General features: G+C 72.6%; 10 protein-coding genes. 5 read left to right on the forward strand and 5 right to left on the reverse strand.

The features are described 5' to 3' along the window. Positions 1 to 6 precede the first annotated feature (6 nt). The 4 genes from AC3RKA_RS02110 to AC3RKA_RS02125 all read right to left on the reverse strand — a co-directional run bounded on the left by AC3RKA_RS02110 (position 7) and on the right by AC3RKA_RS02125 (position 5,304). Positions 7 to 582: a hypothetical protein gene (locus AC3RKA_RS02110; RefSeq protein WP_489727414.1), complete on the reverse strand. Its 576-nt coding sequence runs from the start codon at positions 580 to 582 to the stop codon at positions 7 to 9. Continuing rightward, positions 579 to 2,045: a hypothetical protein gene (locus tag AC3RKA_RS02115; protein WP_489727415.1), complete on the reverse strand. Its 1,467-nt coding sequence runs from the start codon at positions 2,043 to 2,045 to the stop codon at positions 579 to 581. The genes AC3RKA_RS02110 and AC3RKA_RS02115 overlap by 4 nt, the downstream gene beginning before the upstream one ends. Before the next feature lie 206 nt (positions 2,046 to 2,251). Beyond that, complete coding sequence (locus AC3RKA_RS02120; protein WP_489727416.1) at positions 2,252 to 4,099, reverse strand: glutaminase; 1,848 nt, start codon at positions 4,097 to 4,099, stop codon at positions 2,252 to 2,254. A 62-nt stretch (positions 4,100 to 4,161) separates the two neighbouring features. Then, positions 4,162 to 5,304: a hypothetical protein gene (locus AC3RKA_RS02125; RefSeq protein WP_169577973.1), complete on the reverse strand. Its 1,143-nt coding sequence runs from the start codon at positions 5,302 to 5,304 to the stop codon at positions 4,162 to 4,164. Between the two features lie 91 nt (positions 5,305 to 5,395). Between AC3RKA_RS02125 and AC3RKA_RS02130 the strand changes: the two genes are divergently transcribed. From AC3RKA_RS02130 to AC3RKA_RS02150, 5 genes are all read left to right on the forward strand, one after another. Next, the gene (locus AC3RKA_RS02130) at positions 5,396 to 8,089 is read left to right on the forward strand and encodes an ATP-dependent helicase C-terminal domain-containing protein (protein ID WP_336265462.1); all 2,694 of its coding nucleotides are present in this window, start codon (positions 5,396 to 5,398) and stop codon (positions 8,087 to 8,089) included. Positions 8,090 to 8,175: 86 nt separating this feature from the next. Continuing rightward, positions 8,176 to 9,480 (forward strand): extracellular solute-binding protein, encoded by a 1,305-nt coding sequence (locus AC3RKA_RS02135; protein ID WP_336265461.1) that lies wholly within the window; start codon positions 8,176 to 8,178, stop codon positions 9,478 to 9,480. Further along, positions 9,477 to 10,448 (forward strand): carbohydrate ABC transporter permease, encoded by a 972-nt coding sequence (locus AC3RKA_RS02140; RefSeq protein WP_489727417.1) that lies wholly within the window; start codon positions 9,477 to 9,479, stop codon positions 10,446 to 10,448. The genes AC3RKA_RS02135 and AC3RKA_RS02140 overlap by 4 nt, the downstream gene beginning before the upstream one ends. Further along, positions 10,445 to 11,362, forward strand: coding sequence for a carbohydrate ABC transporter permease (locus AC3RKA_RS02145; RefSeq protein WP_136940702.1), 918 nt, complete (start codon positions 10,445 to 10,447; stop codon positions 11,360 to 11,362). The genes AC3RKA_RS02140 and AC3RKA_RS02145 overlap by 4 nt, the downstream gene beginning before the upstream one ends. A 35-nt stretch (positions 11,363 to 11,397) precedes the next feature. After that, positions 11,398 to 12,690, forward strand: a complete 1,293-nt coding sequence (locus AC3RKA_RS02150) for an ABC transporter ATP-binding protein (protein WP_002856613.1) — start codon at positions 11,398 to 11,400, stop codon at positions 12,688 to 12,690. Positions 12,691 to 12,717: 27 nt separating this feature from the next. Here the strand turns inward: AC3RKA_RS02150 and AC3RKA_RS02155 are convergent, their stop codons facing one another. Further along, positions 12,718 to 13,722 (reverse strand): D-isomer specific 2-hydroxyacid dehydrogenase family protein, encoded by a 1,005-nt coding sequence (locus tag AC3RKA_RS02155; RefSeq protein WP_431794306.1) that lies wholly within the window; start codon positions 13,720 to 13,722, stop codon positions 12,718 to 12,720. Positions 13,723 to 13,736 lie beyond the last annotated feature (14 nt).

Below are 13,736 nucleotides of genomic sequence, written 5' to 3' on the forward strand. Positions count from 1 at the left end.
GCCATGTCAGCGGACCTCCGTCTCGTGGGGTGTGTGTGAACGGCCGCGGGCCAGACCGACGCTGTGTACGGCAGCCCACACAGGGGTGTGGGCGGTGTCGTCGGCGGGGCCCGATTTCCGCGACTCGGCAAGGTCCGCGGTGCATGCGTCGTACAGGGCGGTCTCCGCTGAGGATTGGGGACGGCCGTAGGCCAGGGCCAGAACTCTGCCGCCGTTGGACTGGACGTGCGACGCCGCCTCAAGGAGCTCACGATGCAACGCTGCGGCACCGGTGTTGAGTGCGCCCATCCAGGGGCCCGAGGAGAACGCATGCCAGTCGACGACAAGGGTGTCTACACGCGGAAGGGACACCTGGTGCAGCAGGGCGCCCGGGATGCCGGGCATGGCGGGGCTCACCCTCCGCACGGTTTCGAGCATGTCCACGGCGCCGACGACGACGGTCTCCACGTGATGGTGGACGGCGGGCAGACGAAGCCATGGGCCGAGGTCCACCCCCTCGGCGACGCTCCCTGCGTCTTCGGCCGGAGTCGGAGCCAATGCCTCATCCAGCGCGGTGCGGGGTGTGTCGGGTGCCTCGTTCACGCGTGCGCCTCCATCGATCCGAATTTGTCCTCCACGGCGGTCCAGAGGACCTCGCGCGCCGCCGCCACGTCATCCAGTGGCGACTGCAGGGCCGGGCCCATCACCCACATCGAGCTGCCCTCTTCCACAATCGCCCACGTGGCCGCGGACGAACCCGAGTAGTCGCTCCACTTGGACGGCAGGTAGGGGTTCACTGCGTGGTGCCCACTTGTAGCCGCGTCTCGGACCACGAGGAGGTCGAACGCATCCGTGGCGGCAAGGAACTCCAAGAACGGGAGGGAGGGGTGGAAGGACACCAGGTGCTCGATTCCGTGGGCCCCCACACCGTCGAGGGCACGGCGCACAAGGGAGTCGTACTGGGCCGGGGAGAAATTCCGCGGCCGCTGTCCGCCTTCAGCCGCAGGTACGTAGTTCGTGAACACGTGGAGTCGCGTGCGCTCACGGAGGTGTTCGGGGAGGCTCCGCATGGCGGAGGTGACCTCGACCAGTCCTCGGGAGGAGTAGAACTCGCCGAAATAGGCGATGTTCAGGAATTCAGAGCTCACCTCGACAGCGGGGTGGGCCATCCGGTAGAAGGGCCGTGGCAGCGCGGGGTGGTGGCTCACCGTGGCCACGCCACGGACGCGTTCCCGCAGATCCTGGCGCTCCAGTCCGTCCAGCATGGTCTTCATTTGGAGGGCGTTCGTGAAGATGATCTCGTCCGCGAAGGCGAACGCCACCAACTCGGCCAATGCGAAGACGGTCTGCTCCTGTTCGGTCAGCGCACCATGGCGTTCCTCCAGCGCCGTGATCAGCATGCTGGAGCAGGCGTCCTCCAGCACCGGCCCGCCGCGGTGCTTGCCCTCCACATCCTGGGAGAGTGGATCTGAGAACTCGGCCACCCAGTGCAGTTCTGGATGACGCAGCTTGACCAGGGCGCCCGCGATCAGGGAGGGGGACCACATGGCGCGCGTATAGAGGAACTCATATGGGTCCTGCCGGGCGGCCATGTACCGCTCCGCCATGTCGGCGGCACGGGTGGCGAAGGCGGCGTGGGCGGTCCAGTGGCCCCAGTTCGGCGCGAAGGGCAGGAAGTGCTTGGACTTCACGTACGGGGCGGAGATCCGCTCGATTGTGGGGTCGGCCTTCTTGTGATGCAGGAACGAGCAGGCGATCACGTCCACGGATGCGCCGAATTGGCGCAATCGTTTAGAGGCCACGGTGGAGCCTGTGTCCTGGAAAGGGGAGAAGTTGTACAGCAGGGCGAGGCCCTGGGCCTCAGGGATGATGTCCTGCCACGGGAGCTGCTCAGCCCCCGGCACCAGCAACACGTGATCGCTGATGTCACGCCGCATGTCGGCCGGTCCGTGCAAGAGCTCCCGGAGAGCCGTGACCGCGTCGTCGGCGAGCACCGCCTCGCCTGCTTCGGTGGCGGCCACCCATACCGCGGCGGCGTCCTGGGCTGGCTGGACCCGATCGTTCACGATCTCTCCTGCCGGGACCTCCGGGGCGACCGTCAGAGTGAGACCTCGATCGTGAGCCCGACGGATGAGGGGTTGTACGTCCACCGGGGACGACGACGGGCGCGAAGACTGGGGGCTCATGCGGCTCTCATTTCGGTCACGTGACAGACCCTCGACATCCTAGGCCCCGCACTCGAGGCGTCCATGCCAGCGGGACAACCGGCGCCTTAATCCTGCAGCGCGCCGGTCTCCCGGATGAGCTGGCTCAGCGCGGTGAACGCGTCGCGGGCCAGCGCCTCCCACAGGGCCAGGGCCAGCTGCGGGAAGCCCTCCTGGAGCGCGACCATCACCTGGGCGGTCAGGACTCGCGCCGTGACCGGCCCGCGCGCGCGGACGGTGGAGGGCTGGCGGCCGGGCTGGCCGAGGGCCATCTCGCCGAACGTCATGCCCGGGGTGAGCAGGGTGCGGCGCACGCGGCGGTTTCCCGTGCCCTGCCCCGAGAGCTCCACGGTGCCGGAGACGATCACGTAGATGCCGCCGAACGGCTGGCCGGCGCGACGGATGATCTGGCCGTCCGAGTAGACCCGCTCGTCCATCATGGACTCGAGCAGACGCGCATCGTCCGCGGAGAGGTGCTGCAGCAGGGGTGCCACGGCCGCCTCCTGCGCGTCCCGCGGCAGCAGGTGGGGGGCGTGCCGGGAGAGCAGCCGCTGCTCAGCCCACTGGGCGGCACGCGAGCGGGAGTCGAAGAACACGAACTGCGCGCCCTCGGCGGCGGGGTCCACCCCCTCGGCCTCATCCTGCAGCGGCTCGGGCAGGTCCACCTCCACGGACTCCTCGACGGCCGCCATCAGCTCCTTCATCTCCGTGGCGTCCCGGTCCACGACGACGACGTCGAGCCCGTTGCCCAGCGCGCGGGCGAACCACTGGGCCACCAGCAGCCGGGCCGGACGGGAGATGGAGCTGACCGAGCGCATGTCCACCACGAGCGTCTCGAGGGCCTCCGGCAGACCGCGGCTGACGCGGGCGATCGCGTCCACCTGGCTGAAGCCGAGGTGACCGCCCAGCTCCATCACGTGCACGGTGTCCGCGAACCGCCCGAGCGCCTCCAGGACGACGGCGCTGCGCACCGTGCCCGAGGGCGCCTGGTCGATCCGATAGTGGGTGCGCAGGGCCGCGCGCGGGGAGCCGGTGACCACCGACGGGTGCAGCTCGAAGTCCTCGACGATGGTCCGCAGGGCGGCCATCGCCGCGGTACCGAGCCCGTTCTCATCCGTCGTGTCCGACTGCAGCGCCAGACCGAGGTGGCCCGGCACCACCACGAGCACCGTGCCGCCGCGCGTGGACGCCCAGCCGGGCTGGCCGACGTCGTACGCCCATCGGGAGTCCCGGGTGTCCATGCCGCAGGAGTCCATCACGGACAGCACACCGCGGACCGTCTCCTCGCTCAGCACGCGGTCCCCGGTGACGGGGTGGACACCGCCGTGCGCGAGGGTGCCGGCGAGCAGGGCGAGGTCCTCCACGGTCACGGCGGCGGCACGCACCGTGGCGATGTCCTCGAGCAGCGTCTCCGGGTCGGCGTCCAGCGTGTCGAGGGACTTCATCAGCCAGGCAGCGGACCGGGTGTGGTGCTGGGCGCGGTTCTCCGCGCGGGCGGCCGATTCCGTGACGGTGACCTCGCGGTCGAACAGGGCGGAGAGCAGCTGCATCATGCGTGCGGTGCGGTCGCGGCCACCGCGGCCCTTCACGAGGGAGGCGGTGGCCACCGCGCCCGCGTTCTGCAGCGGGTTGTGGGGCAGACCCGTCACGGCGTCCACCTCGACCCGGTGGTCCAGGTCGCGCACGGGGGCGGCCCCCACGCGCTCGCCCACCCGCACCGCGCCGAGGTCCTCGAGGGCCTGCGCGTGGAACAGGGGAGAGGCGAGCGTGGCCAGGGGCACGGACGTCATGGATCCGGAGACGTAGCGGTGCCCGTCCACCATGAGCATCGCGACGCCCAGCCCGTCCGGGATTTCCCCCTCACCCGCGTGGGCCGACGTGAGGCGATCGAGGTGCTCCTGGACGGGTGTGGTCATGGGTCACAGCCTAGTCAGTGGGGCAGGTCCGGGACAGCGTGGCGGAGGCGTCGACGGCGGCCTCAGAGCTGGTTGCGCACGGCCTTCATGGCCGTGGCCGCGTCGAACCAGTCCTGACGCTCGTAGGGCGGCACGCCCAGGCGGAGCAGCCGCGCGTACCACTCGCCGAGCAGCTCCGGGGGCAGTCCCGCGTAGGCCTGCGGATTGAACCGCTCCATGAAGGCCAGAGACGTGGCCGGGATGCGTTCCAGCACGGGACCGGGGATGCCTTCCTCGTTGTAGAGGAGGGATGCGGCCTCCGGCCCGAGGACGCGCAGCACATACAGGGCCGCGAGGTCGTCGGCGAACACGGCACCCCACCTTCGCGGCTGCCCCAGCACGGGCAGGGCCGGCAGGGCGAGATCGAGTCCCGCACGCTGCGCCACTGCCTCAAGGAGGAGCCGCTTGCGGTGGTATTTCACCTCTCCGCGGTGGGCCACGGAGGCCAGCACGTCCAAGAGCAGTTCCGGCCGACGGCGCGCGCAGACAAGCATCGTGCCCGCCTCCGAGACGCCGGCCACGGGGGAGGCTGGCCCGAGCCCCAGGACCTCGGCCACCGGAGTCGTCCGCTGTGGGACCGGCCCGGTGAACACCGCGGGCAGGGACGAGGCCTGAATGTCGCCGGAGCCCAGCACGGCCAGGTCCAGTTCGTCCCGCAGCAGGATGCCGGCCGAGGACATGAACGCCTCGGTGCCGTGCAGGTTCAGGCCGAGATCCACCAGGTTGGTCTCCACGATGTGCGTGGGGAACCGTGAGTACACGGGGCGCTCCCGGGCGAACCGTCCGCCGAAGTCCAGGGAGACGAGATGGGCCTCCGGCATGATGAGCCGGGCCGCCAGCGAGTCGAAACCGCCGGAGAAGTTCAACGCCTGCGCCGTGCCGGGCTCGCGGCTGCGGTCCGTGCCCGGAGCGTGCTCCACGCGGGCGCCCGTCATCTCCTCGATGGCGGCGCTCAGCCGCGGACCGATCGGCAGGTCGATCTGGACCTCGTCGAACACCTCACCGCACAGACCGGCGTACACCGCGGCGATGAGATCTGGGGCCGGGGTGAAGGCGTAGGGCAGACGGAACCAGAGCTCCTGAGCCTCCCCGTCGCGATGGACGGCGCAGGTGACGACACCGTCGTTCGAGACGTCCACGTCCGTGAATGCGATCCTGCGGCCCATGTTTCGCTCCTGTCGCCGTAGGAATCTGACCCTACCCCCGGGTCACGGCTCAGCCACCGGCCGACTCGGCGGCGCGGGCACAATGGACCCGATGCCCACCCCCGCCGATCCCGTCGCCGTCCCCACCGCCCTCGCCGCCGCCCTCGACCGCCTCGGTGCCGGGCTGACGTTCACCGCCGCCCTGCCCGACCTCGAGGCGGCGCTGGACGCGCGCGGGGCGGCCGTCGTCGAGGCGCCCCCGGGCACGGGCAAGACCACCGTGGTCCCGCCCGCGCTCGCGGTCCGGCTCTCGGACCACGGCGGCGGGCGCGTCCTGGTCACGCAACCGCGGCGGGTCGCGGTGCGCGCGGCGTGGCGGCGGCTGCGCACGGCGATGCTGGCCGCCGCGGCCGACGCGCAGCCCGGCGCCGGCCCCGACGCGCGGGCTCGGGTCGCGGACGCCGCCGTCGGGTACGCCGTGCGCGGCGACGCGGCGGGCGGCGGGGCCTCGGCCGTCGAGTTCGTGACCCCGGGCCTGCTGCTGCGCCGCCTCCTCGCCGACCCCGGGCTCGACGGCGTGGGCGCGGTGGTCCTGGACGAGGTCCACGAGCGGGACCTGGACACGGACGTGCTCTTCGCCCTCCTCGCGGATCTGCGGCAGTTGCGTCCCGAGCTCGCGCTCGTGGCCATGTCCGCGACCGTGGACGCGGCGGCCCTGGCCGCCCGCTGGGCCCGCGGCATGGGGGAGGAGGCGCCCCTGCCCGTGGTCTCCACCCCGGCCGTGCTGCACCCGCTGCGCGAGGAGCACGCCCCCTTCCGCGGCCACCGCCTCACCGCCGAGGGCCGCGTGGACCGGGCCTTCCTCGACCACGTCGCGGCCACGGTCGCGCGCGCCCACGCCGAGGCGCTCGACGCCGACCCGACCGTGGACGCCCTCGTCTTCCTGCCCGGCGTGGCCGAGGTCGAGGCGGTCGCGGGGCGCGTCGCCGCCCTCACCCCGGACACCGAGGTCCGCGTCCTGCACGGCCGCCAGGAGCCCGCCGACCAGGACGCCGCGCTCGCCGGCCGCGCCGACCCCGCCGTGCCGCGCGTCGTCGTCGCGACGGCGGTCGCCGAGTCCTCACTGACCGTGCCGGGGGTGCGCCTCGTCATCGACTCGGGCCTGGCCCGCGAGCCGCGCCGGGACCGGGGCCGGGGCATGGCCGGGCTCGTCACCGTCCAGGCCTCGCGTGCCGCCGCCGGCCAGCGGGCGGGCCGCGCCGCCCGCCTCGGCCCCGGCACCATGGTCCGCTGCCACACCGCCGCGGCCCTGGGCACCGCGCCCGCCGCCCCGACGCCGGCCCTCGCCGTCGTCGACCTCGCGCCGGTGGGCCTGGCGTTCGCGGCGTGGGGCGCCCCGGGCGGCCGCGGGCTGACCCTGCCCGAGGACCCGCCGGCCGACGCGATGGCCGCCGCCGAGCGGACGCTCGCCTCCCTCGGCGCGGTGGACACGGACGGGCGCATCACCCCGCACGGCGCCGTCCTGGCCGAGCTGCCCCTGGACCCGCCCCTCGGCCACGCCCTCCTGCGCGCGGCACCGTGGACGGGGCCCCGCCCCGCGGCCGAGGCGACGGCGGCCCTCGCCCTGGACCTGCGCGCCCCCGGCGCCGACCTCGAGGCGCTGGTCGCGGCCCTGCGGGACGGCCGGCACCCGGAGGCCGGGCGGTGGCGCCGGGAGGCGGATCGGCTCGAGCGCCTGGCCCGTCGGCACGCGCACCACGCCCCGGAGACGCGGGAGCCGGACGGGCCCGGGCCCGAGGCGGCCACCGCGCGGCGGCACCCCGCCGGCCTCGTGGCCGCCCTGGCCTTCCCCGCGTGGATCGCCCGACGCGCGGGGGAGGAGGGGGCATACCTGCTCGCCTCCGGCACCCGCGCGGCCCTGCCCCGCGACGCCGTCGGCGGCGGCCTGGCGGGGCAGGAGTGGCTGGCCGTGGCCGAGGTCGCCCGCGTGGCCGGGGACGCGGCCGGCACGGGTGCCGTGATCCGCGCGGCCGCGCCGATCGACCGGCCCCTCGCCGAACGGGCCGGAGCGGTCCTGCGGCGCACCGAGGACACCGCCGACTGGCGCGGGGACCGGCTCACCGGCCGCCGCGTGGACCGGCTGGGCGCGCTGGTGCTGGCGGAGACGCCGGCACCCGTCGCCCCCGACGCCGCCGCGCAGGCCGTGCGCGACGCGCTCGCCGCCGACGGCCTCGCCCGGTTCGACCCGCGCGGCCGGGCCGAACACCTGCGCCGCCGAGTGCACCTGCTCCACCGCGTCCTCGGCGCCCCGTGGCCGGACCTCTCGGACACGGCGCTGCCCGGCCTGGACGCGCTGGTCGACGGGCTCGCGGTCGACCTGGCCGCGGGACGGCCCCTCGCACGCCTGGACGCCGAGGCGCTGCTGCGCGGCGCCCTGCCCTGGCCGGAGGCGGGCCGGCTGGACGAGCTCGCCCCCGAGCGCCTGCCCGTGCCGAGCGGGCGCGGCGTCGTCGTGGACTACCCGGCCGTCCACGAGGACACCCCGCCCGTGGTCGCCGCCAAGCTGCAGGAGTTCTTCGGGGCGCGTGTCACCCCCGCTGTGGCGGACGGTCGTGAGCCGGTGGTCCTGCACCTGCTCTCCCCGGCAGGCCGCCCGCTCGCCGTGACCGCCGACCTGCCGTCCTTCTGGGCCGGCCCCTACGCGCAGGTCCGCGCCGAGAACCGCGGGCGATACCCCAAGCACCCGTGGCCCGAGGATCCCGCCGCCGCGGAGCCGACCGCCCGGACGAACCGCCGCGCCCGCTGAGAAAGGGGCCCGCGAAACGTGCAGGAATCGCTCCGATGCGTGATGATGGCCGTCACATCCGACTCGCATCGAATGAGGTTCCACTTGTGAGACACGACACGCGGGCACGTCAACGGCGCCGGGCCACGCTGGCCGGCGCCGTCGCTGCGGGCGCGCTCATCCTGGCCGGGTGTGCCCCGGCCGAGCAGACGCCCACCCTGACCTGGTACACCAACCCCGACGACGGCGGGCAGGCGAAGATCGCCGCCCAATGCACCGACGCCGCGAACGGCCGGTACCGGATCGAGACCTCCATGCTCCCGACGGACGCCGCCTCCCAGCGCGAGCAGCTGACCCGCCGCCTCGCCGCGGGCGACACGTCGATGGACATCATGTCCCTCGACCCGCCGTTCGTCCCCGAGCTCGCCGAGCCCGGCTTCCTGGCCCCCGTGCCGGAGGAGATGCAGGCGTACGCGAAGGACAACGCCCTGGAGGGCGCCCTCGCGGCCGCCAGCTGGAAGGACGAGCTCGTCACGGTCCCGTTCTGGGCCAACACGCAGCTGCTCTGGTACCGCAAGTCGGTCGCCGAGGCCGCGGGGCTGGACATGTCCCAGCCCGTCACGTGGGACCAGCTGATCGAGGTCGCCCGCAGCCAGGACAAGGACCTGGGCGTCCAGGGCGCCCGGGCCGAGTCCATGACCGTGTGGCTCAACGCGCTCATCGAGGGCGGCGGGGAGCAGATCATCCCCAACGCCGAGGCGCCCACGGACGAGGTCACCACGAACCTCGACTCCGAGGCCGGCCGCACGGCCGCGCGGATCATCTCCACGATCGGCAAGGAGGGCCTCGGAAGCGCCGGCCTGCCGACCCAGGACGAGAACGCCTCCATGCTGCTCTTCCAGGGCAAGAACGGCTCGTTCATGGTCAACTGGCCGTTCGTCTGGCCGGCCACCCTCGGCTCCGTGGAGGAGGGCTCGCTGCCGACGGACCTGCCCGAGGACATCGGCTGGGCCGTCTACCCCCGCACCGTCGAGGACCAGGACGCCGCGCCGCCCGTGGGCGGCATCAACCTGGGCGTGGGCGCGAAGTCCGAGCACCAGGACCTCGCGTGGGACGCGATCTCCTGCATCACCACCACCGAGCACCAGAGCCAGTACTTCGTCGAGAACGGCAACCCGCCCGCCGACCCGGCGGCCTACGACGCCCCCGAGGTCGCCGAGAAGTTCCCCATGGCGGACACCATCCGGGAGTCCCTCGAGCTCGGCGCCCCGCGTCCGCAGACCCCGTACTACAACGAGGTCTCCACCGCGATCCAGCAGCGCTACGCGCCGCCGTCGGGCGTCTCCGAGTCCACCCCCGCCGAGACCGACGACTTCATCCAGGAAGTCCTGAGAGGGGAGCGTCTGCTGTGAGCCACGTCGACACCGCACCCGCCGCATCCACCCCGCGCGCCGCCGAGGGCCGCCACCCCCGCCGGGTGAAGTCCCAGCGCGCGAAGTCCGAGGCGCGTCTCGGCTGGCTCCTGGCCGGCCCCGCGTTCTTCGTGATGCTGTTCGTGGTCCTGTACCCGATCCTGCAGGCCCTCTACGACTCGCTGTTCAAGTACCGGCTCACCGCCCCGGGCGACCGCGAGTTCGTGGGCCTGGGCAACTACAGCGTGATCCTCACGGACCCCGTGTTCTGGAAGGACCTCGGGGTGACCCTGCTGATCACCGTGGTGACCGTGGTGGTCGAGCTCATCCTCGGCTTCCTGCTGGCCCTGGCCATGCACCACGCCATCAAGCAGACCCGCGGCCTGATCCGCACGATCATCCTGGTGCCGTACGGCATCATCACCGTGGTCTCCGCGTTCGCGTGGTTCTACATGTTCTCGATCGACTCGGGCTACATCAACGCCTGGTTCGAGTGGGTGCCGGGCGTCGACGCGGACCTGAACTGGTTCGCGCAGAGCAGCACCGCGCTGTTCGTGATCATGCTCTCCGAGATCTGGAAGACCACGCCGTTCATCTCCCTGCTCCTGCTGGCCGGTCTGGCCCAGGTGCCGGGCGACCTCACGGAGGCCGCCGCCGTCGACGGCGCCTCGTGGTGGCAGCGGATGAAGCTGGTCATCCTGCCGAACATGAAGGCCTCGATCATGGTGGCCGTCCTGTTCCGCGCGATGGACGCGTTCCGCATCTTCGACTCCATCTACATCATGACCAACGGCGCCTACGGCACCGAGGTCCTCTCGCTGCTGGCCTACCGCACGTCCATCGGCCGGCTCGAGATCGGCATGGGTTCGGCGGTCTCCGTGATCCTGTTCCTGTGCGTGGCCCTCATGGCGGTCATCGCCGTCAAGGGCTTCAAGGTGGACCTGGCCGACCGAGGAGGTTCCAAGTGAGCACCGCCGCATCCGCTCCCGCCCCCGAGGGCCGCGCCCCTGAAGGCCGCGGGCCCGAGGCCCGCGCGCCCCACCGTCGCGGCACCGGGAAGGCCACCGCGCTGTGGTGGATCCTCACCGTCGTGATCGGCGTGTGGTGCCTCTTCCCGCTGTTCTCGATCTTCGCGACCAGCTTCAAGACGCCCGCCGACCTCGCCAACGGCAAGCTGCTGCCCACCCAGTGGTCCACCGTGAACTACGAGGAGATCTTCGTGGGCGGCTCGCGCGAGCTGTTCCTCACGGCGCTGCGCAACTCGATCGGCATCACCGTGATCGCCACGATCATCGCCGTCATCCTGGCCACGCTGTGCGCCTACGCGATCGCCCGCCTGGACTTCCCGGGCAAGCGGCTCGTGCTCACGGTGTCCCTGATGGTCTCGATGTTCCCCGTCATCTCCCTGGTGACGCCGCTGTTCAACATGTGGCGCACCCTCGGGCTGTACGACACGTGGATCGGCCTGATCATCCCCTACCTGTCCCTGACCCTGCCGATCTCCATCTGGACCCTGGCCGCGTTCTTCCGCCAGATCCCGTGGGAGCTCGACCAGGCCGCGCAGGTGGACGGCGCCACCCCGCTCGAGGCGTTCCGCAAGGTGATCGTCCCGCTGGCCGCCCCCGGCGTCTTCACGACGGCGATCATCGCCTTCTTCATCGCCTGGAACGACTTCGTGTTCGGCATCTCCCTGACCTCCACCGAGACCGCGCGCACCGTGCCCGCCGCCCTGGCCTTCTTCACCGGCGCCTCGCAGTTCGAGTCGCCGACCGGGGCCATCTCGGCGGCCGCGATCATCGTGACCATCCCGATCGTGATCCTGGTGCTGGCGTTCCAGCGGCAGATCGTGGCCGGCCTGACCAACGGCGCGGTGAAGGGCTGAGGCCCGCGCACGAGACCTCCCGAAAGGACCCCCCGATGGCCTCCATCACCCTGAACCACATCGACAAGACCTACGACGACGGCTTCCACGCCATCAAGGACGTGAACCTGGAGATCGAGGACGGCGAGTTCGTCATCCTCGTGGGCCCCTCCGGCTCCGGCAAGTCCACCCTGCTGCGCATGATCGTGGGCCTCGAGGACATCACGGACGGCGAGATGCTGATCGACGGCCGCCGCGTGAACGAGGCGGCCCCCAAGGACCGCAACCTCGCGATGGTGTTCCAGAACTACGCGCTGTACCCGCACCTGACGGTGTACGAGAACATCGCCTTCCCGCTGCGGCTGATCAAGGAGAACAAGCCCTCCGAGGAGGAGATCGACCGCAAGGTGCGCGACGCCGCCCGCGTGCTCGAGCTCGAGGACCACCTCGAGCGCAAGCCCGGCAACCTCTCCGGCGGCCAGCGTCAGCGCGTGGCCATGGGCCGGGCGATCGTGCGCGAGGCGGACGCGTTCCTCTTCGACGAGCCGCTGTCCAACCTGGACGCCAAGCTGCGTGGGCAGATGCGCGCGGAGATCTCGCAGCTGCAGCGCCGCCTGGCCACCACCTCCGTCTACGTGACGCACGACCAGACCGAGGCCATGACCCTGGGCGACCGGGTGGCCGTGCTCAAGAAGGGCGAGCTGCAGCAGGTGGCCAGCCCGCGCGAGCTCTACGAGCAGCCGCTCAACCTGTTCGTGGCCGGCTTCATCGGCTCGCCGTCGATGAACTTCCTGCCCGCCTCGCTGAAGCAGAAGGAGGGCGGCCACGTGCTGTCCTCGCCGATCGGTGACATCCCGGTGCCGCCCGAGAAGGCCCGCGCCGCCGAGGGGCGGGACATCGTGTTCCTCGGCCTGCGGCCGGAGTTCTTCGAGGACGCCGAGCTGGTGGAGGACAGCCGCCGCGACCAGGGCTCCACCTTCGACGCGACGCTCACGCACCTGGAGTGGCTCGGCCACGAGCAGTACGGCTACATCGAGTTCGATCCGGACCCGGCCGTGGCCGAGATGCTCTCCTCGCTGGCCAAGGACCTGGACGCGGACGAGCTGCGCCCCGTCGTCGTGGCCACCCTCTCCGGCGAGTCCCGCGCCCGGCCGGGCACGCCCACCCGCCTGTGGGTGGACACCACCCGCGTGCACCTGTTCGACCCGACCACCGGTGAGAACCTCACCCGCGACCCCGAGGTCGGCGCGGAGCTGACCCGCCGGGCCGCCGAGGAGCGCCGCCGCCAGATCGAGATGGCCACCGAGCGCGATGCCGCCGAACGCGAGGCGGACGCGCCGCGCCGCTGAGCCGGCACCGCGGACGCCGGGGGCGGGTCAGTACCCGCCCTCGGCGTCCACCAGGCCCTCCAGCTCCGTCCCGGCCGCGCGGGCCCGCAGGTTCCGCTCGACGCGCGCGTGGAGCAGCGGGACGCACATCTCCGGGGTGTCCGCCGTGTGCGGCGTGATGAGCGCACGCTCCTCCGTCCAGAGCGGGTGGCCCTCCGGCAGCGGCTCGGGGTCGGTGACGTCCGTGCCGTAGCCGTGCAGTCGGCCCGCCGCGAGTGCCCGGACGACGGCGTCCGTGTCCACCAGCGTCCCGCGGGCGATGTTCACGAGCACGGCGTCCTCGTCCAGGAGGGCGAGGCGGTCGGCGTCGAACAGGCCGCGGGTCTCGTCCGTGGCGGCCGCGGCGATCATCACGACCTGCGCACCGGGCAGGACCTCGTCGAGGCGGTCGGTCGTGACGGTGCGGTCCGCGCCGGGCACCTCGCCCGCGCGTCGGCGGACCGCGGTGACGTGCACGTCCCAGGTCTTCAGCAGGCGGATGTACTCCTGTGCGATCCCGCCGCCCCCCACGACCACGGCGTTCAGGCCGTTCAGGGTGCGGCCGGAGGAGGGGCCCCACGTGGTGGCGCGGACGCGCGCGGGCAGGTCCCGCAGCAGGGCCAGGGTGAGCAGCAGTGCGTGCTCGGCCACCGGCGGCGCGTACGTGCCCTTGGCGGACGTCCACACGATGTCCGGGCGGCTGCGCACGAGGGGGACGAACGGCTCGATCCCGGCGAATGGGAGCTGCACCCAGCTCACCCGGGGGTGGGCGGTCAGGGCCGCGGCGAGCGCATCGACCGGGATCGGGCGGACCATCAGCAGGGCCGTGGCGGAGGTGTCGCCCTCGGTCACCACGGCGCCGCCGACGTCGGCCACGGCCCGCTCGGCCAGCCGACGGGCGTGGGCGTAGGGGGTGCCGGCGACGTCCTGCGCCGCGGGGAGGATGAGCAGACGCTCGGGGACGTCGTCGGGCGTGGTGCGGGGGAGAGCGGAAGAGGTGGGCATGGTGCCCACCGTCCCACATCCTC

This window comes from Micrococcus sp. iso_229 (assembly GCF_058072725.1).